General features: G+C 71.3%; 20 protein-coding genes and 1 pseudogene. 11 read left to right on the top strand and 10 right to left on the bottom strand.

Annotated elements, in window-relative coordinates; translation table 11 throughout:
* Positions 1-90: 90 nt before the first annotated feature.
* Entirely contained in the window at positions 91-672 is a 582-nt protein-coding gene (locus ACYVJJ_RS04610) for a YdeI/OmpD-associated family protein (protein ID WP_460831489.1), read from the top strand.
* Positions 673-678: 6 nt separating this feature from the next.
* On the opposite strand, the gene ACYVJJ_RS04605 is transcribed toward ACYVJJ_RS04610, so the two are convergent.
* Complete coding sequence (locus ACYVJJ_RS04605; protein WP_460831488.1) at positions 679-2,313, bottom strand: hybrid sensor histidine kinase/response regulator; 1,635 nt, start codon at positions 2,311-2,313, stop codon at positions 679-681.
* Positions 2,310-3,812: an ATPase domain-containing protein gene (locus ACYVJJ_RS04600; RefSeq protein ID WP_460831487.1), complete on the bottom strand. Its 1,503-nt coding sequence runs from the start codon at positions 3,810-3,812 to the stop codon at positions 2,310-2,312. Before ACYVJJ_RS04600 ends, ACYVJJ_RS04605 begins: the two co-directional genes overlap by 4 nt.
* A gap of 287 nt (positions 3,813-4,099) precedes the next feature.
* On the opposite strand from ACYVJJ_RS04600, the gene ACYVJJ_RS04595 reads away from it, so the two are divergent.
* Complete coding sequence (locus tag ACYVJJ_RS04595) at positions 4,100-5,812, top strand: diguanylate cyclase domain-containing protein (protein ID WP_460831485.1); 1,713 nt, start codon at positions 4,100-4,102, stop codon at positions 5,810-5,812.
* On the opposite strand, the gene ACYVJJ_RS04590 is transcribed toward ACYVJJ_RS04595, so the two are convergent.
* On the bottom strand, positions 5,809-6,600 hold the full coding sequence (locus ACYVJJ_RS04590; RefSeq protein WP_460831483.1) for an MOSC domain-containing protein: 792 nt from the start codon (positions 6,598-6,600) through the stop codon (positions 5,809-5,811). The two genes, ACYVJJ_RS04595 and ACYVJJ_RS04590, sit on opposite strands and share 4 nt — an antisense overlap.
* Before the next feature lie 80 nt (positions 6,601-6,680).
* Between ACYVJJ_RS04590 and ACYVJJ_RS04585 the strand changes: the two genes are divergently transcribed.
* On the top strand, positions 6,681-7,544 hold the full coding sequence (locus ACYVJJ_RS04585) for a hypothetical protein (protein ID WP_460831482.1): 864 nt from the start codon (positions 6,681-6,683) through the stop codon (positions 7,542-7,544).
* A gap of 97 nt (positions 7,545-7,641) precedes the next feature.
* Positions 7,642-8,502 (top strand): hypothetical protein, encoded by an 861-nt coding sequence (locus tag ACYVJJ_RS04580; RefSeq protein ID WP_460831480.1) that lies wholly within the window; start codon positions 7,642-7,644, stop codon positions 8,500-8,502.
* A 108-nt stretch (positions 8,503-8,610) separates the two neighbouring features.
* On the opposite strand, the pseudogene ACYVJJ_RS04575 reads toward ACYVJJ_RS04580, so the two are convergent.
* Positions 8,611-9,765: pseudogene (locus tag ACYVJJ_RS04575) on the bottom strand (PilT/PilU family type 4a pilus ATPase); the annotation flags it as partial.
* Between the two features lie 125 nt (positions 9,766-9,890).
* Here ACYVJJ_RS04575 and ACYVJJ_RS04570 point away from each other — a divergent pair.
* Positions 9,891-10,259, top strand: coding sequence for a DUF1622 domain-containing protein (locus ACYVJJ_RS04570; protein ID WP_460831479.1), 369 nt, complete (start codon positions 9,891-9,893; stop codon positions 10,257-10,259).
* Positions 10,260-10,267: 8 nt separating this feature from the next.
* Here the strand turns inward: ACYVJJ_RS04570 and ACYVJJ_RS04565 are convergent, their stop codons facing one another.
* Positions 10,268-10,516: a DUF3297 family protein gene (locus tag ACYVJJ_RS04565; RefSeq protein WP_460831478.1), complete on the bottom strand. Its 249-nt coding sequence runs from the start codon at positions 10,514-10,516 to the stop codon at positions 10,268-10,270.
* A gap of 83 nt (positions 10,517-10,599) precedes the next feature.
* Between ACYVJJ_RS04565 and ACYVJJ_RS04560 the strand changes: the two genes are divergently transcribed.
* Together ACYVJJ_RS04560 and ACYVJJ_RS04555 are read left to right on the top strand one after the other, a co-directional pair.
* The gene (locus ACYVJJ_RS04560; RefSeq protein ID WP_460831476.1) at positions 10,600-11,010 is read left to right on the top strand and encodes a hypothetical protein; all 411 of its coding nucleotides are present in this window, start codon (positions 10,600-10,602) and stop codon (positions 11,008-11,010) included.
* Positions 11,011-11,201: 191 nt separating this feature from the next.
* Positions 11,202-11,408 carry a cold-shock protein gene (locus ACYVJJ_RS04555; RefSeq protein ID WP_460831474.1) on the top strand — a complete coding sequence of 69 codons (207 nt, stop codon included), beginning with the start codon at positions 11,202-11,204 and terminating at the stop codon, positions 11,406-11,408.
* Between the two features lie 272 nt (positions 11,409-11,680).
* On the opposite strand, the gene ACYVJJ_RS04550 is transcribed toward ACYVJJ_RS04555, so the two are convergent.
* Positions 11,681-13,774, bottom strand: coding sequence for a sensor domain-containing protein (locus ACYVJJ_RS04550; RefSeq protein ID WP_460831472.1), 2,094 nt, complete (start codon positions 13,772-13,774; stop codon positions 11,681-11,683).
* Between the two features lie 447 nt (positions 13,775-14,221).
* A complete protein-coding gene (locus ACYVJJ_RS04545) occupies positions 14,222-14,590 on the bottom strand; it encodes a DUF3247 family protein (RefSeq protein ID WP_460831471.1) in 369 nt (122 codons plus the stop codon).
* Positions 14,591-14,730: 140 nt separating this feature from the next.
* Between ACYVJJ_RS04545 and ACYVJJ_RS04540 the strand changes: the two genes are divergently transcribed.
* Positions 14,731-15,435 carry a M23 family metallopeptidase gene (locus ACYVJJ_RS04540; protein ID WP_460831469.1) on the top strand — a complete coding sequence of 235 codons (705 nt, stop codon included), beginning with the start codon at positions 14,731-14,733 and terminating at the stop codon, positions 15,433-15,435.
* A gap of 4 nt (positions 15,436-15,439) precedes the next feature.
* Here the strand turns inward: ACYVJJ_RS04540 and ACYVJJ_RS04535 are convergent, their stop codons facing one another.
* Complete coding sequence (locus ACYVJJ_RS04535) at positions 15,440-15,700, bottom strand: hypothetical protein (protein WP_460831780.1); 261 nt, start codon at positions 15,698-15,700, stop codon at positions 15,440-15,442.
* Positions 15,701-15,827: 127 nt separating this feature from the next.
* Here ACYVJJ_RS04535 and ACYVJJ_RS04530 point away from each other — a divergent pair, with 127 nt between their 5' ends.
* Complete coding sequence (locus ACYVJJ_RS04530; RefSeq protein WP_460831467.1) at positions 15,828-16,856, top strand: methyltransferase; 1,029 nt, start codon at positions 15,828-15,830, stop codon at positions 16,854-16,856.
* Complete coding sequence (locus tag ACYVJJ_RS04525; RefSeq protein WP_460831465.1) at positions 16,853-17,563, top strand: pseudouridine synthase; 711 nt, start codon at positions 16,853-16,855, stop codon at positions 17,561-17,563. Before ACYVJJ_RS04530 ends, ACYVJJ_RS04525 begins: the two co-directional genes overlap by 4 nt.
* Positions 17,564-17,571: 8 nt before the next feature.
* Here the strand turns inward: ACYVJJ_RS04525 and ACYVJJ_RS04520 are convergent, their stop codons facing one another.
* Positions 17,572-18,117 carry a DUF1415 domain-containing protein gene (locus tag ACYVJJ_RS04520; RefSeq protein WP_460831463.1) on the bottom strand — a complete coding sequence of 182 codons (546 nt, stop codon included), beginning with the start codon at positions 18,115-18,117 and terminating at the stop codon, positions 17,572-17,574.
* 10 nt (positions 18,118-18,127) lie between these two features.
* Complete coding sequence (locus tag ACYVJJ_RS04515; RefSeq protein WP_460831462.1) at positions 18,128-18,610, bottom strand: YajQ family cyclic di-GMP-binding protein; 483 nt, start codon at positions 18,608-18,610, stop codon at positions 18,128-18,130.
* 125 nt (positions 18,611-18,735) lie between these two features.
* Between ACYVJJ_RS04515 and ACYVJJ_RS04510 the strand changes: the two genes are divergently transcribed.
* A complete protein-coding gene (locus ACYVJJ_RS04510) occupies positions 18,736-19,239 on the top strand; it encodes a hypothetical protein (RefSeq protein WP_460831460.1) in 504 nt (167 codons plus the stop codon).
* Positions 19,240-19,284: the final 45 nt, after the last annotated feature.

Raw genomic sequence — 19,284 nt, 5'->3', positions numbered from 1 at the left:
AAGCAGCGGTGTATCCCGCCGCGCATCGGGATGACATCGCCATCAGGGCGGCGTGGCGGCGCTTATGATCCCGCCATGCCCGAGCCGCCCATGAGCCCACACGATCCCCGCGTCGACGCCTATATCGAGCACGCCGCCCCGTTCGCGCGGCCGCTGCTGGCCGAGCTGCGTCGGCGCGTGCATGCCGCCGGGCAGGAGATCGACGAGTCGATCAAGTGGCGTCATCCCGCGTTCCTACACGGGGGTCGCATCGTCGCGTTCATGGCGGCCTTCAAGGCGCATGTCGGTTTCGGCTTCTGGACGCCGAAGGGCGCCGACGATGCCGACGGCATGGGCCAGTTCGGGCGCATTACCGGCATCGAGATGCTGCCGACGCAGGCGCGCATTAACGCTGGCCTTCGCGAGGCGATCGCACGGCATGCCATGCCCGCGCCGCGTGCGCGTGCGCCGCGGCCGGAGCTCGAGACGCCTGCGGCGCTGCGTATCGCCCTGGACGCGAATCCCGCCGCCAAGGCGGCCTTCGAGGCCTTCGCGCCGAGCCATCGCCGCGAGTACGCCGAATGGATCGCCGACGCCAAGCGCGAGACGACGCGCACGCGTCGCGTGGCACAGGCGATCGAATGGCTGGCCGAGGGCCGCCCGCGCAACTGGAAGTACATGTCGCGCGGCTGAGCCGCGTCAGGACGCCCGCATCTGCAGCATCGGCGCGCGCGTCGCTACGGTGCCCGCGCCGCCCTGCTGTGCCGCCTCTGCGAGCAGTGCCTGCAGCGCACCGATGTCGACCGGCTTGCTCACGTGATGGTCGAAGCCGGCCTCCCGGCTGCGCTGGTGGTCCTGCGGCTGGCTCCAGCCGGTGAGGGCCACCAGCACCACGTCCTCGCGGCCCGACGCGCGGATGCGTCGCGCGACCTCGTGGCCGTCCATGCCGGGCATGCCGATGTCGAGCAGCACGACGTCGGGCGCGAAATCCTCGACCGCGGTCAGCGCCGACGGCCCGTCGAAGACCACCTGCCGATCCAGGCCCAGCAGGTCGAGCACCATGCCCATCGACTCCGCGGAGTCGGCATTGTCGTCCACCACGAGCACGCGCAGTCCGGTCGAATCGGCCGTGGCGACATCGGCGGGCGCACGTTCGGGCACCCGGCCACGCGGCTCGGCGGTGGCGAGCGGGAGCGTCACGATGAACTCCGAGCCGCGGCCGGGGCCGTCGCTGCGCGCGCTGACCCGCCCGCCATGCATCTCGACCATGCTGCGCACCAGCGTCAGGCCGATGCCGAGGCCGTCGTGCGCGCGATGGGCCTCGCGACGTCCCTGCGTGAACAGTTCGAAGACGTGCGGCAGCATCTCGGGCTCGATGCCGATGCCGCGATCACGCACCGTGACGTGCACCTCGTGCTCGTCGTGGCTGACCTCGACGGTGATGCGGCCGCCCGGTTCGGCATACTTCGCGGCGTTGTTGAGCAGGTTGCCGAACACCTGCGCGAGGCGCACGCGGTCGGCATCGATCCCGAGCGCGACATCCGGCATCCGGATCTCGATCGTGTGACGGCCTGCCTCGATCAGCGGCCGGCTCAGTTCCACCGCGTTCGCGATCGTGTCGGCGAGGTCGGTGCGCTCGCGGCGCAGCGTGATCGTGCCGCGCGAGATGCGCGAGACGTCGAGCAGGTCGTCGACCAGCCGCACCATGTGGTCGACCTGCCGCTTCATCATCAGGCAGAGGTCGCGGTCGTCCTCGGGCAGGCGGCCGTCGGTGGACAGCAGGTGCAGTGCATTGCGCACCGGCGCGAGCGGATTGCGCAGCTCGTGGCCGAGCATGGCGAGGAACTGGTCCTTGCGGCGCGCGGTCTCGGTGAGCGCGTCGTGCGCGCGAGCGAGGTCCTCGAGCTGGTCGCGGATCTGGTACTGGCGCTCGCGCGCCCGCAGCGCCGTGCGCACGTTGCTGGTGAGCGCCGCCAGCCGCAGCGGGCGCTCGAGGAGCATCACGTTGCCGAGCTGGGAGAGCGCGTCGCTGACGTGGCGCGACTCGCTGTCCTCGCGCGCGAGGATCATCACCGGCAGGTCCGACCAGCGCGGCTGCACCTCGATCGCACGGGCCAGCACCTGGTGCGCGCCGTAGGCGAGCAATTCTTCGCAGACGAAGACGGCGCCCGCGCCGCGCGCGAGCTCCGCGTCGAGTTCCGCGGGGCTGTGGCAGGGATGGCAGGCGATGCCCTCCCGGGCGAGGACATCGGCCGTGAGTGACGCATCCCGCTGTGTCGGCAGCAGGAGCAGCACCCGCATGGCGAGTCCCGCGCTGGCATACGACGGGCTCATCGCGGGGTCGGGGCGGTCGGAGGCGGTGGGCCGTCGGCCTCGTACGGCACGCCGGTGAGCACGCCACGGAACTGGCGCAGCGGCTCGCCGATCACCACGCCTTCGGACGAGATCGCCATCGGGCGGATGGTGCGTTCGTGGCCACCGGTGCGCTTCTTCAGCACCGAGATCGCCTGGCGCACTTCGCCGTGCGTCTCGAAGTAGCGCAGCAGGATCACGGAATCAGCGAGGTAGCTGATGTCGATCGGGCTTTTCATCTGCCCGATGAGCCCCTGCTGCGCGCTGATCAGCAGGGTGACCACGCCGCGGTGCGCGAGGTAGGTCAGCAGCTCGTGGATCTGCACGAGCATGAAGCCTTCCTCGGGCATCGCGCTGAGGTAGCCATTGAGGCTGTCGATCACGATGGTGCCGACGCCCTCCTCGACCACGCGACGGATCCGGTGCGCGAACTCCCCCGGGGAGAGCTCCGCGGGATCGATCGATTCGACCCGCAGGCTGCCGTCGTCGATGCGTGCGTCGACGTCGAAGCCGATGCTGCGCGAACGGGTGACGAGCGCGCGGATCGTCTCGTCGAAGGTGAAGATCGCCGCCTTCTCGCCGCGCGCGGTCGCCGCGAGCGCGCAGGCGGTGGCGAGCGAGGACTTGCCGGTGCCGGCGGCGCCGATCAGCAACGTGCTGGTGCCCCGGTGCAGACCGCCGCCGAGCAGCGAATCGAGCTCGACCGAGCCGCTGGACACGCACTCCTGGATCGCCTCGCGCCGGTGGTCGGCGGCGACCAGGCGCGGGAACACGCGCAGCCCGCCGGTCTCGATCTGGTAGTCGTGGTAGCCGCTCGCGAAGCGCCGGCCGCGGAACTTCGTCACCCGGAGGCGGCGGCGGTCGCCGCCGTATTCGGGGTTGAGCTGGTGCAGGCTGATCGTGCCGTGGACGATCGTGTGCACGTGCAGGCCGTGCTCGGCCGAGGCGCAGTCGTCCAGCAGCAGCACCGTGCACTGCTGGCCCACGAAGTACTGCTTGAGCGCGAGCACCTGTCGGCGGTAGCGCAGCGGCGAACCCGCGAGCAGGCGCAGCTCGGCGAGCGAGTCGAACACCATGCGGTGCGGACGCAGCGCCTGCACCTGCTCGAGGATGCGCTTGGTGGTATCGCCGAGTTCCACCTCGGACGGGTGGAACATCGTGTAGTGCGAATCGGGATCGAGCGAATCATGCGGCGGCGCGAGCTCGTGCACGTGCACGCCCTCGAGCGACCAGCCATGGGAGGCCGCGACCTCCTCCAGCTCCCGCGCCGTCTCCGAGAGGGTGACGTAGAGCACGCGCTCGCCCTGGCGGACGCCCTCCAGCAGGAACTGCAGCGCGAGGGTCGTCTTGCCCGAGCCGGGTACGCCCTCGATCAGGTAGAGCCGGTGCGGGGTAAACCCGCCATTGAGGACGGTATCGAGCCCCTGGATCCCCGAGCGGAGCGGGGGCGGAGGCGAGTCGGGGATCGGACGGTCGGTCATCGAAGCGAGCTGGGTACTGTCGAGCCGTGGACACGGCCACGGCAGGCAATGGAAGCATGCAGATGTGAAACAGGCGTTATTTTGGCCGTGCCCGGGACCGTCAACAAATGCCCCGACGCGCCGATAACGGACCCGGGGCCGCCCTGCGGCGCATCGCCAGACGCCGGACGCCGGCCCGCACGCCATGACGCATCGCCAATCGACCCCGGGCCCCAAGGCCCGCGGCGACAACCGGGAACGTCGCCCAGGACTTCAGGGCCGCGGCGTCGACCCGTGGCGGGCCGACCGTGTCTAGCTGGGTCGATGCGCTGGCGCCCTCGTCGATCCGGCGCCAGCTGATCGTCACCGTGGCCGCGGTGCTCGCGGTGCTCACGACCGCCTTCATTACCAGCCAGGTGTTGCGCCAACGCGCGGCGCTCGCGGCGGAGCATGCGCAGCGTACCGGGGGGCTCGCGGCCGGCTTGGCGGCGCAACTCGGCAGGCCGCTCGGCCGTGGCGACGCACGGGCCGCGCAGGCAGTGCTCGACGGGCTGCGCAGCCTGCCGGGCCTCCGCCACGCGGTCGTGTTCGACCGCGCGGGCCGGCGCATCGCCGGGAGCCGCGGTACCTCGTCGGCGCTCCCGTCGCCGGGGCTGGCGCCCGCACGTCCGCATTCGCTCGTGGAGTCCGCGGCCTTCGTCGAGATCGCGATGCCGGTGCGCCGTGGCGGTCGCCATGTGGGCTGGCTGCGCCTCGCCACCGACTCCCCGGAGGCGGCACGCGCGGTCGATCGCGCGCTCGGGGAGGGAATCATCGCGGCGCTCGCCGCCATCGCCATCGGCACCGCGTTCGCGCATGCGCTGGGTCATCGCGTGACGCGCAGGCTCTATGGCCTGCTGGAGGTCGCCGACGCGACCCGCGAGGGCCGGCGCGACCTGCGCGCCCGCGCGAGCCGCGTGCACGAGGTCGCGCGGCTCGCCGATTCGTTCAACGCGATGCTCGATGCGCTCGCCGAGCGCGAGCAGGCCCTCGCGCGGTCGAACGAGGAACTGGAGGCCCGCGTCGAGGAGCGCACCGCCGAGCTCGCCGAGAGCGCTGCCAACCAGCGCGCGATCCTCGAGCAGGCGAACGACGCCTTCATCATGGTCGACGAGGACGGCCGCGTCGTCGAATGGAACCGCGCCGCGCGCACGATCTTCGGCTTCACGCGCAGCCAGGCCATCGGCCGCCTGCTCACCGACCTCATCATCCCCGAGGCGCAGCACGCCGCGCATACGCGAGGCATGCGGCGCTACCTTGAGACCGGCGAGACGAGCGTCGTCGGCCGCCGCGTGGAGATGCTCGCCTGCACGCGCGATGGCCGCGAGATTCCCGTCGAGATGTCGATGCGCTCGCGCTATCGCGGCCAGCAGCGCTACTTCGACGCCTTCCTGCGCGACATCACCGAGCGCAAGCAGCTCGAGGTGTCGCTCGCGATGCAGGCGCTACACGACTCACTCACCGGCCTGCCCAACCGCCGTCTGCTGCTCGAGTCGCTGCCGCGTGCGATCCAGCGCGCCGACCGCAGCGGCACCGCGCTCGGCGTGTATTTCCTCGACCTCGACGGCTTCAAGCAGGTCAACGACACGCTGGGCCACGACGCCGGCGACGCCGTGCTCTGCGAGTTCGCCTGCCGCATCCGCGACGCTGTGCGCGCGGTCGACATGGTCGCGCGCCTCGCCGGCGACGAGTTCGTCGTCGTCGCCGAGGCGTTCAGCAATCCGCAGCCCGACGCCATGACCGTGGCCGCCAAGCTCGTGCGCGTCGGCGAGGCGCCGTACGTGATCGGCGACACCGAACGGCGGCTGTCGTCGAGCGTCGGCGTGGCGATCTACCTGCCGGGCAGTGGGGTCGACACCGCGACGCTGCTGCACCGTGCCGACGAGGCGATGTACGCCTCCAAGCACGGCGGCAAGGCGCGGGCGACCGTGTGGGCGCCTGCGCCGGCGGGGGTCGCCGCGGTCGATGCCGATCGCGCCTAGGCGAGCACCTCGACGGCGTCGCCCACGCGCAGTACGCCACGGGCGCGCGGGATCAGGTTCATCCCGAACGTGACGCCGGCGGGCGTGCGGCGGTACGTCGTCAGCGTGCGCAGCGGCTCGCCGTCGGGATCGCGTGTCATGCTCGCCGGGTCGACGGTGGTGAACACGCAGCGCGTGCACGGCTTGACCGCGTCGAACTCGACCGCACCAATGCGCACGCGTCGCCAGCCGTCCTCGGCGTGCGCCGCCGCGCCGTCGACCACGATGTTCGGGCGAAAACGCGTCATCGGCACGGGCCGCGCGAGCCGCGCATTCAGGCCGTCGAGCGCCGCCTGCGAGATCAGCAGCACGGGGTAGCCATCGGCGAAGCTGACCTCGTCGCCGCCGTGCGCGTACGCCGGATCCACGGGGCGCGCGGCCTCGTCGTCCATGTGCACCAGCTGCACCGGAAAGCCGAGGTAGGCCGTGAGCCATGCGTCCGCCTCGGGCGAGACGGCACGCGCGTCGACGCGGTCCTTCCAGATGGCGACGACCCGGCGCGGCCCGGTTGCCGGACCCGTCGCCAGCGACGCCATGCCGTCGGCCTGCAGCCGCAGGCCGTCGGGCCCGGGCTCGGCGAGGATCCCGACCATGCGCGGATGCTGGCGTGCGGTGACAAAGCGCCCGTCCGCATCTATGACAAGCCAGCGCCGATCCCCGGCGGGCCCACGATGCTCGATGTCGAGTCGCTCGACCTTCGCGGGCGCGCAGGACTTGAGCGGGTAGCGGTAGAGGCCGGCGATCTGCATGCGGCGAGGCTAAACGCGGCGCGGCCGATGGGCCAGTACGGCCGCTGCCGCTATCATCGCGGCTTTCCGGGGAGGGATCCATGAAGAAGAGCATCATCTGGACGGCGATCGCCGCGACGACGGCGTGCGCCGCATGGGCCGGCGCGTCGCGCATCGATCGCATCGCCGCGCGCGTTTTCGCGGGCAACACGACGTCGGCGCCGGCGACCGCCACGGCGCGCGGCCCGCTGCAGTCGGAGCCGGTCGTGGCACCCGCCGCAACGGCCGAGACGACGCGCAGCTCGCGCTACGGCACGCCTTCGGTCGGTGCCGAGGTCGGCGACCCCGGCTCGTTCGGTCGCTCCGTCCGCTTCCTGGGCGCGATGTTCGGCCAGGGCATCACGTTCTCGAGCAATTGCGGGGGTGTGATCGGCAACACCATCTGCGTGCCCGTCGACGCAACGACGGGCGAGGGGACCGCGAGCCTTCCGGACTTCGCCACCCAGACGCTGCCCGCCGGAAGCATGCAGAACCTCCTCTGCCACTGGGCCACGCCGTTCACCGTCGCGACGTTCAACAACCGCACGGGCGTGAACCGTCGCCGTCACTACGTCCGGCTCCAGGCCACGATCACGCTCGAGAACCCCGGCCTGGTGCTTCCGCATCGCACTGATCCGTCCACGCGTGCGCCGCTGGCCGGCTCGATCAGCTTCGGCCTGCCGTCGAGTGAACTCGCCGAGCGCCTCGACGCGACCGAAAGCTGGAGCGAGTCGCTCAGCTTTACGCGCACCTGTGCCGGCGGCTTCTTCAGCCGCAGCGTGCTGGCCACCCAGTACGGCCTGTCCGATGCCGAGATCCGCGCCGTCTATGCCAGCCCGACGCAACTGCGGATGAAGCTCGACGTCGCGACCGCCGGCGTGAGCAGCGGCAGCGCGACCTATCTCGTGCGCTGGGTCGGCGACTGATCCCTTGACCGCACCGCTACGGCGTCGCCTCGATGCGCGGGAAAGGTCGATAGGCGACGCGCGACAAGTCGATTGTTAACCGGGAAGGGAGAACGGAATGCACAGCCGATTGGCTTGGAGTATCGTCGCCGTCGCAGCGGCATGCGCGGCATGGGCCAGTGCACCAAAGGTCGAACGGCTGGCGGCGCGAATATTCGCGACCGGTGCGCGTCCTGTGGCGTCACCGATGCCGACACCGCCGATTGCGACTCCACGGCCGGCCGGGGTGGAGCCGACACCTGACCCCACGCTGACGCGCGGTTCGCGCTATGTCGGGGTTCTTCCCGGCAGCGAAGTCGGTGATCCGGCGAGTTTCGGTCGCGCGGTGAGATTTCTCGGCCTGATGTCCTCGCCCGGGATCGTATTCATGGAGGACTGTACCGGCGTGGCGCCCGGCGTGATCTGCCTCAAGCCGAACAACAACGGCTTGTCGCACAATCTCAAGGACATCGCGGTCCAAACGCTTCCTGCGGGCAGCATGCACAACTTGCTCTGTCACTGGCAGTCGCCAAGTCTCGTCGCCACGCTGAGCAATCCGAACGGACCCGAGGACCGCGTCGCCACATTCCGGGTGTGGCCGTTCCTGGTGATTGCTAATCCGGGGCTCGCTCTACCGCACCGCACCGATCCCGTCACCGGCGAGCCGCTCAACGGCGAGATCGAGCTGAGTTTGGCAAGGACCGCAATCAACCACGTCCTCGATACCGGCGAACGGATCGACGACCAGGTGAGCGTGAGCCGCACGTGCGTGGATGGCTACTTGAGCCGCGCCTATCTGAAGAACACGCTGGGAATGTCGGAGGCGGAGATCGCCGCGTTCTACAACAGCCCCACGCAGCTGCGCCTTTCGCTGTTCGTCTACACCGCAGGGGTCGAGTACGCCAGCGTGCAGTATTCCATCCGCTGGGTCGGCGACTGATCGCGCTCACCCCTGCGCGAGCTTCTCGCGCTGCATCCGCTCGAGCTCGATCTGCTCGCGCTTTTCCTGCTGGCGGCGCAGTTCCTCCTTGCGCAGCGCCTCGACCTCCTCGGGGGTCGGGGCGGCGTCGAGCGAAAGCGACACGCCGGCCGCGGCGGCAGGCTCGCCGCGCTGGCTCTTGAGCTTGATCGCCAGGCGCAGCTCGTTGGCCGAGTCGGCGTTGCGGATCGCCTCGTCGTAGGAGATCCGGCCCTCGTTGTAGAGCTCGAACAGCGCCCAGTCGAATGTGCGCATGCCGAGCTCGCGCGACTTGTGCATGATTCCCTTGAGCTCGTGGAACTCGCCCTTGAAGATCTTCTCGGCGATGGTCGGCGTGTTGATCAGGATCTCGACCGCCGCGGCGCGGCCCTTCCCGTCCTCGGTGCGGACCAGCCGCTGCGAGACGATCGCGCGCAGGTTCGCGGAGAGATCCATCAGCAGCTGCGTGCGGCGCTCCTCCGGGAAGAAGTTGATGATGCGCTCCATCGTCTGCGAGGCGCTGTTGGCATGCAGCGTGGACAGGCAGAGGTGCCCGGTCTCGGCGAAGGCGATCGCATGCTCCATCGTCTCGGCGTCGCGGATCTCGCCGATGAGGATTACGTCGGGTGCCTGGCGCAGGGTGTTCTTGAGCGCGTGATGCCAGCTGTGCGTGTCGACGCCGACCTCGCGATGGCTGATCAGCGATTTCTGCGACGTGTGCGCGTACTCGACCGGATCCTCGACGGTGATGATGTGGCCGGCGGAGGTCCGGTTGCGATGGTCGATCATCGCGGCGAGCGAGGTCGACTTGCCCGAGCCGGTGCCGCCGACCACGAGGATCAGGCCGCGCTTGTGCATCACCAGCTCTTTGAGCACCGGTGGCAGGTGCAGCGAGTCGAACTGCGGGATCTCGGCAGCGATCGTGCGCAGCACCATGCCAACAAAGCCCTGCTGCTGGAACACGTTCACGCGAAAGCGCGAGACGCCGGGTAGCGCGATCGCGAAATTGCATTCGAGCTCGGCCTCGAACTCCGTGCGCTGCTTGTCGTTCATCAGCGACTGCGCGAGCTTGGCGGTGACCACACCGGTGAGCTTCTGCGGGCTCAGCGGTGTCATCTGCCCGTTCGCCTTCATGCTCGGCGGGAAGTCGTGCGCGATGAACAGGTCCGAGCCGCCCGCCCGCGCCATGGCGGTCAGCAGCTTGTGCATGTAGTCGCGGGCCTGGTCGTCGGTGAGCTGGGTCATGCGGGCGGTCGCGTGGGGGAGGGGCGTCTCCGGTAACGGCCGCGGGGGCGTGCGATGAAGCGGCCTGCACGCGGCGTCGCCGCCGGCCGTCCGAGACTGGACGCCGGTCACAGGGCAGGAGCGCCATGGACATGCTCGCGTTCAAGCAGGCGGCCGATGCCGTTTCGCTCGTCATCGACGCGGCGGGCGTGCTCGTGATCGTCGCCGGCATCGCCTGGGCCCTCATCGGGGTGTTCCGCGCGTGCCCGACGCCCGTGCAAGGCGACCGCGGCGACGCGCGCTACCGCCGCCTGAGGCAGGACGTGGGCCGCGGCATCCTGCTGGGGCTGGAATTCATGGTTGCCGGCGACATCATCCGCACCGTCGCGGTGGAGCCGACGGTGGACAGCCTGCTGGTGCTGGCCGGCATCGTGCTGATCCGCACGTTCCTCAGCCTGTCGCTGGAAGTCGAGCTGGAGGGCCGCTGGCCGTGGCGGGCCGGGCGGCCGCGTTGACCGGCGCGTCAGCCGGCGTCGGGCACCAGGAAGTACGGCTCGACGGTACCGCGCAGCTTGAGCGTCATCGGCTGCCCGCGGCGGTCGCGTGCGCGACCGGCCTGCACCCGCACCCAGCCCTCGCTGACGCAGTACTCCTCGATGTCCTGCCGCTCCTGCCCGTTGAAGCGGATGCCGACTCCGCGCTCGAGCAGCGCCGCGTCGTGGAAGGGGCTGCGAGGATCGGTAGCGAGGCGGTCGGGGAGGGCGTCGGTCATGGCGGCGGGCTGGCGGGAAACGGGCGGCATTATGGCCGACGCACACGCTGCCGCGTTTGCATGCGCTGCGCTACCGTTCCGGCATGACCGGACCCGTGTACCGCCTCGAGCTCGATCCCCGTCCTCACCACCTGCACGCCCGCGTGAGCGGGCCGAACGACACCGTCGAGGTCTCGATCGCCTACTGGAGCGAACTCGCCGCGGCCTGCGAGGCGGGCGGCGTACGCCGGCTCCTGGTGGAGGAATTGCTCGAGGGCCAGGCAGCGCCGGACGACATGGACACGGTGGTCGAGGGCCTGCTGCAGCTCGGCTTCCATGACATCCGCATCGCGTTCGTCGACGCCACCGAGGACGCCACGCTGCTGCTCGGCGCAGAGATCCGCGCGCAGCGCAGCGGTCTCGTCGGGCGCGTCTTCCGCAGCGTCGCGGAGGCCGAGCGCTGGCTGCTCGCGGACCTCGCGGCACCGGCAGGACCACGGCCGCCTGCGGTCTGAACAGGCGACGGGCGGCCGTTGCAATTGCAGGGGATACCCTCTACGGTACCTGTGCTGCTCCGGGGGTCACCGTGACCTGTGACCCGATGCTGTAGATCTTCGATCCGCTCCATCGTTGCTAGATCACTCCTTGTGAACAGCGCCATCGTCGCCAACCGGCGGCACTTTCAATTGTTCCAGGAGTTACACAAATGTCCCGCGAATCCGGCACTGTGAAGTGGTTCAACGACGCCAAGGGCTTCGGTTTCATCAGCCGTGAGAACGGCGAAGATGTCTTCGTCCACTTCCGCGCCATCCAGACCCAGGGCTTCAAGAGCCTGAAGGAAGGCCAGAAGGTCACCTTCACCGTGACGCAGGGCCAGAAGGGCCTGCAGGCCGAGGCCGTCCAGCCGGAGTAATCCTCCCGCTGGCCCCTTGGGTCACGTGATACTGAAAGCCCGGCTTCGGCCGGGCTTTCTTTTTGCGTGTGGCGTTTTCCCGAGTCCGGCCCAGGCGGTGCGACGATGACCGGCCTGGCTGATGCGCCGGTCGCCGAGGTTGCGCGACGCACGAGCCGCGGCGAAGGTTGGCGATACACGCTGCACGGTGTTCGTCGATCCCATGACACTGCGCCACGGACCCTCGGGTCTCGTGACGCCACCTGGTGACGCTACGTGGTGACGCGATGCGCCTACGCGCCGTCGTGGACACCGTCGCCGCCGCGATGCTTGGCCGCGTACATGCGCCGGTCGGCGCGCGCGATCAGCTCCTCGACGGCCGCCGTCCCGGCACCCGGCTCGTGCACCACCACGCCGATGCTCGCGGAGATTCCGACCGCGGCCTCGCCCAGCTGGACGGGGGTGGCGAGCGCGGCACGGACCTTTTCGGCCACCTGCCGCGCCTGCCTGCGGGGATCGCGCACGTTCTCGAGCACGATCACGAACTCGTCGCCGCCGAGCCGCGCGACGATGTCGGTCTTGCGCACCGATGATGCGAGCCGGCGCGCGCATTCGCGCAGGAGCTCGTCGCCGGCGTCGTGGCCGAGCGTGTCGTTGACCTGCTTGAAGCGGTCAAGATCGACGAACATCACCGCCGTCGCGCCGTCCTGTCGCGCACTGCGGTCGAGCGATCGCGGGAGGCGCTCGAGCAGGCCGCGCCGGTTGGGCAGGCCGGTGAGCGCATCCTCGCGCGCCTGGCCTTCCAGCACCGCCATCAGCCGCTCGAGCTCGCGAGTGCGCTCGGCGACCTTTGCCTCGAGCGCCTCGTGCGCCTGCTGCAGCGCCTGCTCGGCACGCTTGCGCGCGGCGATGTCCTCGACGGCGAGGAGGTAATGCGCGGGCACGCCGTCGGCGTCGCGGCGCAGCGACAGCGTCTGCAGGGTCCAGGTGTCCTCGCCGCCGGCGTGCAGGCGCGCCTCGATGGCGACGCTTTCGACCCGTCCGGCGAGCACGTCGGCAAGGCCCCGGCCGACCGCGGCGCGGTCGTCGGGATGGAGTGCGTCCAGCAACGCGCCGTGCGCGCCGCGGGGGCCGAGCAGCGTGGCGAGCCGGCGGTTCACGCGCATCCAGTAGCCGTCGAGCCCGACGTGCGCCATGCCGATCGCAGTCTGCTCGAAGGCGAGGCGGAAGCGCTCTTCGCTGTCCTGCAGTGCGCCCAGCGCGGCCTGGCGCTCGGTGACGTCCTGCACGAGCGTGAGAATCGAGCTTACCGCGCCGCTGTCGTCGAACAGGGCCGAGTCGAACCATTCGCAGACGCGCACCCGGCCGCCGCGGGTGCGCATGCGCACGGTGTGGGTCGCGCGGCTGCATTCATGCCGGAAGAGCCGGTCCATCGCATCGCCGACGTCGCGCGCGTCGGCGGCATCGAGGAACGGCCACTGCGGCAGCGTGCGGCGCGCGACCTCGTCCTCGGCCCAGCCGAACATCTCGGTGGCACGACGCGACCAGTGCACCACGCGCAGGCGCGCATCCCATTCGATGCTCGCGAGCGGGGAATTGTCGGCATGCAGTTGCAGGCGTGCGAGCGCGCCGTCGAGCTCGCGCGTGCGGTCGGCGATCCGCCGCTCCAGCTCCTCGCGGTGCCGGAGCATGGCGTCGCGTGCGCGCACCTGGTCGGTGACGTCGCGCGCGGTGCCGTACAGGCGGCCGTCGTCGAGGTGGCGCAGCGTCCACTCCAGCCATCGCCAGCCCCCGAAGCGCGAGCGTAGCCGCATGCGATGGCCGGCGTCGCCGACGCCGCTGCGCACGTCGCGCACGAAGGCGGCCGTACGCTCGGCGTCGTCGGGATGCAGCAGGCTGGCGAGCGCGCGGCCGTCGAGCTCTTCGGCCGGCCAGCCGAGGGTCGCCTCCCACGCGGGATTGGTTTCGACGAGGCGGTCCCGCGCGTCCAACACCGCGAGCAGGTCGGGGGTGAGCGCGAAGAACAGGTCGCGCTCGGCCAGGGCACGCTCGGCGGTGTCGTCGGCCGGCTGCACGAGGAAGCCGGCCGGGCGGCCGTGCACGCCGGGCAGGGCGACGACGTCGAGGGCGATGCCACGGGTGGAAAGCGCGAGCCGCAGGCGGGGACGCTCGCCGGCGAGCAGCGGCGCGAGCGGTGGGTCGGTCGGCGCGCATCCGGCGAGCGCGTACAGCGGCGGGCAGGGGTCTCCGACCAGGGCGTGCATCGGCGCATTGGCACGCAGCCACAGGCCCTCGGCGTCGAGGCAGCCCAGCGGCGCGGCGGCGGCCGCGACCGCCTGCGCGAACGGTGCGAGCACCGGGTCGAGCGTGGCGTCGGCCGTGCTCACGCCGTCGCCAGCGCGCCGCCGGCACGCATGTGCGGCCACGGTGCAATCGCGGCGCGGGGCGCGCCGATGGGGCGGGCGGACGTCATCGAACCCCCTGTCGGTCGGACGGACGCACGGCGGGACGGCCGGTCGGGAGGCGCAGGGTGCGCCGGCGGGCGGTGGAGATCAAGGGCGTGGGCCGCGCGCGTGCCTTGTCGCTCAAGGCGTCGGCACGCCGTGGGCTCCCCGGCACAGGGCGTTCCAGCCGCTCATGGTGGCGCTTCGAACGATCATGATCGCGACCGGCGGGTCAGCCGCGGCTCGCGGCCTCAGCCGTAGGGGCGAGGCACATATCGGGGCTCGAATCCGATGCGATGCGGCGGCGCGAGGCGGGAAACGTTCGCGCGCTGAGCACGCGGTCCTTCAGGGCTCGCGGCGGGTAGGTGGCCCGGCGCCTCCAACCCCACCTCAGGCCGACGGGGGATGCGCGCCCGCTCCGTTCTGCGGCCCGTGGCCATGCGGCAGGTAGGTTCGCTCGAGTTCCCCACGGTCGAGGGCCCGCACCTGGACGATCTGATCGAGGAAGAGGTCGATCCAGCCGGCCCGTTCGGGTGCATCGAGCGCGGGCTGCTCCAGCCGCACGGTGGCGTTGGAGCCCTCGCGGCCGCTGCGGTCGAAGAACTGCTGGATCGTCGGACGGCCGGACACGATGCCGGCGAGCACCCGGCCGTCAACGAGGGTGAGCTCGACATGGGCGTCGTTGGGCAGCTCGAAGATGCGGGCCTGCAGGCGATCGATGTCGACCTGCGCGGTGTAGACGGTGTCGGCGGTGCGCATGGCGGTGGTCCGTAGGCGATGCGATGACGCTATGCGCGCCGCCGGCAACCGCGGGTGAAGCCGGGTGCGGCTTCACGCCGCCTGCCACGGCCGCTGGTCAGCATCGGCAGCGACCGGCGGGAGGCCGGAAGGAGGCGGACATGCTGCGTTATCTCCTCGTCTTCGTGGCCGGCGCCCTGCTCGGTGCGAACGTAGCCTGGTACTACGCGACGTCGCGCGCGACCGTCGCGCCCACGTCGGCCACCGCGCCACCCGCACGCGCCCAGCCGACGGTCCATCCCGATGCCGTCCGCGCGGCCACGGCCCCGGCCGACCCGCATCCCGATACGTCCCCCACGCCGGCCGTGCGGCCTGCGACGGGCGCGTCCGGCATGGCGCCGCCGTCCGCGGCGCCCGTACGCGCGCCGAGCGGCCTGGTCATCCCCGTCCAGGGCATCCGCCCCGACCAGCTGGTCGACACCTATACACAGAGCCGCGGCGCAGGCCGCCTGCACGAGGCGATCGACATCATGGCGCCGGCAGGGACGCCGGTGCTCGCGGCGATCGAGGGCCCGGTCGCCAAGCTCTTCACCAGCGAGCGCGGCGGGATCACGGTCTACCAGTTCGACCCCGAGGGCCGCCGTGTCTACTACTACGCGCACCTGCAGGGCTATGCGCCGGGCCTCGCCGAAGGGCAGGTCCTCCGGCAGGGGCAGGTGCTGGGCTACGTCGGCAGCACCGGGTCGGCGACCCCCGATGGCCCGCACCTGCACTTCAGCATCGGTGAGCTCACGCCGGAGAAGAAGTGGCACCGCTCGGTCGCGATGAACCCCTATCCGCTCCTCGCGGGCGCCGGAACCCGCTGACGGCTCAGTGCACCGTCTGCGGGCGTGCCTCGAAGCGGCGGGCGTAGTCGCGCTCGTCGGCCACGCGCTCCACGAAGTCGTCGTCCAGCTCCGGCGCGCCGTAGACGGCGTAGGCGACCTCCCCGTCCTCGCGCACGCCCAGCTGGCGCAGCCGGTAGCGCGAGGCGCCGCCGCCGGTGTTCTCGGGGTAATGCATCGGCGGCTGCGGGCCCGCCATGTCCAGCTCGCTGTTGTCCACCACTCCGCCGACGAAAAGGGCACGCAGCATGTCGTCTCCTCGCAGTTTGCCTGCGGCCAGACTGGCTCCGCCGGCGTTCGGCGGCGATGAAGCGCGCGTGGTGGATGCGGCAACGGGATCACTACACTGGCCCCCCCTGCCGGCTGGCCTGCTCGTGCACGACGACCCCGCCCTCGATGCCCTGTTCCTGCCCTTCGACGACGGCACGCTCGCGCCGCCGCGGGCAGCCGCCTTCCTCGGCGCGCGCGACGGCGCCGCGCCGCGGCGCTGGCTCGGCGACGACGCGGCGCTCGAGCAGGGCTTCCGGCCGCTCGCCGACGCGCTGGAGCGCACCGGGCGCTGGACGGTGCGCCCGGAGCTCGAGGGCGGCGCGTTCGACACCGTGCTGGTCCTGCCGCCGCGCCAGCGCGAGGAGGCCCGCGCACGTCTCGCCCGGGCCGTTTCCCTGCTCGCGCCGGGCGGACGCGTGGTCGTGGCGGCGCCCAACAACGCCGGCGCGCGCAGCCTGCAGGACGACCTCGCCGCGCTCGCCGGTCCGGTGGGCGTGCTGAGCAAGCACAAGTGCCGCGTCGTCTGGACCGCGCCGCTCGACGGCCCGGCCGACGCCGCGCTGCAGGCCGACTGGGCCGGGCTCGATGCGCCGCGGCGCATCGCCGACGATGCCTGGTGGAGCCGGCCCGGCCTGTTCGCCTGGGACCGGGTGGATCCTGCCTCCGCGCTGCTCGTGCGCCACCTGCCGTCGGGGCTGCGCGGGGATGCGGCCGACCTCGGCGCCGGCTGGGGCTACCTGTCCGCGACGCTGCTCGCCACGTCGCCCGGGCTCACCCGCCTCGACGCCTTCGAAGCGCAGCACGCCGCGCTCGAGCCGCTCGGGCGCAACCTCGCGGCATGTGCCGGCACGGTGCCGGCGACCGCGCACTGGCACGACGTCACTGTCGGCCTGTCCGGGCGTTTCGACGTGATCGTCAGCAATCCGCCGTTCCATGCCGACGACCGGCGCGACCGCCCCGAGCTCGGCCAGCGCTTCATCACCGCCGCCGCCGCGGCGCTGCGCCCGGGCGGACGCTTCTGGATGGTTGCCAACCGCCACCTCCCCTACGAGGCGACGCTGCGGAGCGCCTTTGCGCAGGTGCGCCCGCTCGCCGACGAGCGCGGCTTCAAGGTCTACGAGGCCGTGCGATGAAGCTGCTCCGGCTGGTCGCCAACCTCGGCTACGGCTCGCGCCGGCAGGTGCAGCAGATGTTCCGCGAAGGTCGCATCACCGACGCCGCCGGGGAGGTGCTCTACGGCGACGACGTGCGCGAGGCGCATGAGGTGCGCCTCGACGGCGAGCCGCTCGATCCCGGCCCCGGGCTCGCGCTCATGCTGCACAAGCCGGTCGGCTACACGTGCTCGACGAAGGACGCCGGGCGCATCGTCTACGACCTGCTGCCCGCCCGCTTCCGCCTGCGCGACCCGGTGCTCTCCACCGTGGGCCGCCTCGATCGCGACACCACGGGACTGCTGCTGATGACCGACGACGGCGCGCTGCTGCATCGGATCATCTCGCCGAAGCAGCACGTGCCGAAGGTCTACGAGGCGACGCTGGCGCAGGACCTGCGCGGCGACGAGGCCGCGTTATTCGCAAGCGGCACGCTGATGCTGGAGTCGGAGACCACGCCGCTCGCACCCGCGCAGCTGGAGGTGCTCGGCCCGCGCCATGCACGCCTGACGATCACCGAAGGCCGCTACCACCAGGTGCGGCGCATGTTCGCCGCCGTGGGCAACCACGTCGAGGCCCTGCATCGCGTGCGCATCGGCGGGCTCGACCTCGGCGAGCTGCCGGCCGGCCAGTGGCGTGCGCTCGACGCGGCGGACATCGCACGCATCTTCGCCGTGCCGCCGGCATAAGGCAGGGCTCAGTCGCGCAGCAGCCCGCGGTAGGCGGCCGCGCCGAGCCGGCGCATTGTTTCGATGTTCCTGTTGACGATCGCGTCCGCGTCCGGGAACGCCGCGACGGCGCGATCGATCGAGGCCTCCCGCAGCAGGTGCAGGATCGGGAACGGCGCGCGGTTGGTGAGGTTCGACGGATCGTTTGGGGGTTCGCCGGCGAAGACGTAGTCGGGATGGAAGCTCGCGACCTGGATCTCGCCCTCGAGCCCGAGCCGGCCCACCAGCGCATCGGCTTCGCCGAGGAAGTCGTTGTAGTCGAGGAAGTCGCCGAGCACGTGCGGGTGGATCAGCAGCGTCGTGTCGACCGCGTCGGGCGGCGTGTCGCGCAGGCGCAGCAGCTCGGCCTCGAGGTCGTCGCGCAGCGCGTCCGTTTCCGTCGCCGCACTGACGACGTAGCGCACCTGGCCCTTCACGTGCACGGCCTTCGCGAACGGACACAGGCCCAGGCCGATCACCGCGCGCTCGAGCCAGCGTCGCGTCGCGGCGACGACCTCGACGTCGGTCGGCGTCATGCGGCGATGCTCAGTCGCGGAAGTTGTCGAACTGCAGCGGGCGCTCGAAGTCGCCGGCACGCAGCAACTGCATCGCGGCCTGCAGGTCGTCGCGCTTCTTGCCGGTCACGCGCAGCTTGTCGCCGTTGATCTGGCTGTCGACCTTGAGCTTGGCGTCCTTGATCGCGGTCTGGATCTTTTTGGCGAGGTCGCGCTCGATGCCCTGCTTGACCAGCACCGTCTGCCGCGCGCCGGCGAGGTTGGTGAGCACGTCCTTGAACTCCAGGCAGCGCACGTCGATGCCACGGGCAATCAGGCGCGCGCGCAGGATGTCGGTCATCTGCTTGAGCTGGAAGTCGCTCGGCGCCGACAACGTGATCGACTCGCCCTCGTGCTCGAACTTCGCCTCCACGCCCTTGAAGTCGAAGCGCGTGGACAGCTCGCGATTGGCCTGGTCGACGGCATTGGTGAGCTCGTGGGCGTCGACTTCCGAGACGATGTCGAAGGAGGGCATGGGAACCGGGGTCGGGAAAAAGCGGGGCGACAGTGTACGGCGGACGGCAGGCGCCGCTGCGTGGCCTGCATGCCACGATCCGTAGGATCGGCCGGCGCCGCTTCCGGTGCATGCCCGTACCGCCGATGCCGCTTCTGCTGCCTGTCCTCCTGCTCCTCGCCGTGCTGCTGCTCGCGCTGCCGCTCTGGGCGTTCGGCGTCGTGGGCCGCCTGCGCCGGCCACCGCGCCCGCGCCGGGCGATGCCCTGGCAGCTCACCCTGCAAGGGCTCGTGCTGGCCTTCGGCGTTTCGGCATACGGGGCGGTGGCCTGGACGTGGCGGCCGGACATGGGCCCGGCGATCGCCGGAGGCCTGCTCGCCGGGGCGCTCGCGGGTGCGGGGTCGGCGGCGTCCGCGCGCCTCGAACGGCGCGGCGAAGCCTGGTACCAGACACCGAACCGCCTGTTCTTCCTGTTGCTCGCGATGCTCGTGCTTGCGCGCATCGGCTGGTCCGCCTACGGCGTGCTGGCCGACCTGCAGCCGTCCCAGGCACCGCTGCTCGCCGGTCTCGCGGCGATGCTGGCGGGCTATCCGCTGGCCCAGGCCTGGTGGCTGCGCGCGCGCCTGCGTCGCGCGATGCGCTTGCGCTGACCGCCGCCGCATCGCAGGCTGGTCCGCCGCCCCCGAAGGCCCCGC

The organism is Lysobacter humi (ex Lee et al. 2017), assembly GCF_054781815.1.
Note: the sequence above shows the minus strand (reverse complement) of the source record. Positions and strands in the feature narration are given on the sequence as shown.

Excerpts from the sequence above, each read along its gene's own strand:
- ACYVJJ_RS04610 (WP_460831489.1), top strand. The coding sequence starts at position 91 with ATGAGCCCACACGATCCCCGCGTCGACGCCTATATCGAGCACGCCGCC.
- ACYVJJ_RS04605 (WP_460831488.1), bottom strand. The coding sequence starts at position 2,313 with ATGAGCCCGTCGTATGCCAGCGCGGGACTCGCCATGCGGGTGCTGCTC.
- ACYVJJ_RS04600 (WP_460831487.1), bottom strand. The coding sequence starts at position 3,812 with ATGACCGACCGTCCGATCCCCGACTCGCCTCCGCCCCCGCTCCGCTCG.
- ACYVJJ_RS04590 (WP_460831483.1), bottom strand. The coding sequence starts at position 6,600 with ATGCAGATCGCCGGCCTCTACCGCTACCCGCTCAAGTCCTGCGCGCCC.
- ACYVJJ_RS04585 (WP_460831482.1), top strand. The coding sequence starts at position 6,681 with ATGAAGAAGAGCATCATCTGGACGGCGATCGCCGCGACGACGGCGTGC.
- ACYVJJ_RS04580 (WP_460831480.1), top strand. The coding sequence starts at position 7,642 with ATGCACAGCCGATTGGCTTGGAGTATCGTCGCCGTCGCAGCGGCATGC.
- ACYVJJ_RS04570 (WP_460831479.1), top strand. The coding sequence starts at position 9,891 with ATGGACATGCTCGCGTTCAAGCAGGCGGCCGATGCCGTTTCGCTCGTC.
- ACYVJJ_RS04565 (WP_460831478.1), bottom strand. The coding sequence starts at position 10,516 with ATGACCGACGCCCTCCCCGACCGCCTCGCTACCGATCCTCGCAGCCCC.
- ACYVJJ_RS04560 (WP_460831476.1), top strand. The coding sequence starts at position 10,600 with ATGACCGGACCCGTGTACCGCCTCGAGCTCGATCCCCGTCCTCACCAC.
- ACYVJJ_RS04555 (WP_460831474.1), top strand. The coding sequence starts at position 11,202 with ATGTCCCGCGAATCCGGCACTGTGAAGTGGTTCAACGACGCCAAGGGC.
- ACYVJJ_RS04545 (WP_460831471.1), bottom strand. The coding sequence starts at position 14,590 with ATGCGCACCGCCGACACCGTCTACACCGCGCAGGTCGACATCGATCGC.
- ACYVJJ_RS04540 (WP_460831469.1), top strand. The coding sequence starts at position 14,731 with ATGCTGCGTTATCTCCTCGTCTTCGTGGCCGGCGCCCTGCTCGGTGCG.
- ACYVJJ_RS04525 (WP_460831465.1), top strand. The coding sequence starts at position 16,853 with ATGAAGCTGCTCCGGCTGGTCGCCAACCTCGGCTACGGCTCGCGCCGG.
- ACYVJJ_RS04520 (WP_460831463.1), bottom strand. The coding sequence starts at position 18,117 with ATGACGCCGACCGACGTCGAGGTCGTCGCCGCGACGCGACGCTGGCTC.
- ACYVJJ_RS04515 (WP_460831462.1), bottom strand. The coding sequence starts at position 18,610 with ATGCCCTCCTTCGACATCGTCTCGGAAGTCGACGCCCACGAGCTCACC.
- ACYVJJ_RS04510 (WP_460831460.1), top strand. The coding sequence starts at position 18,736 with ATGCCGCTTCTGCTGCCTGTCCTCCTGCTCCTCGCCGTGCTGCTGCTC.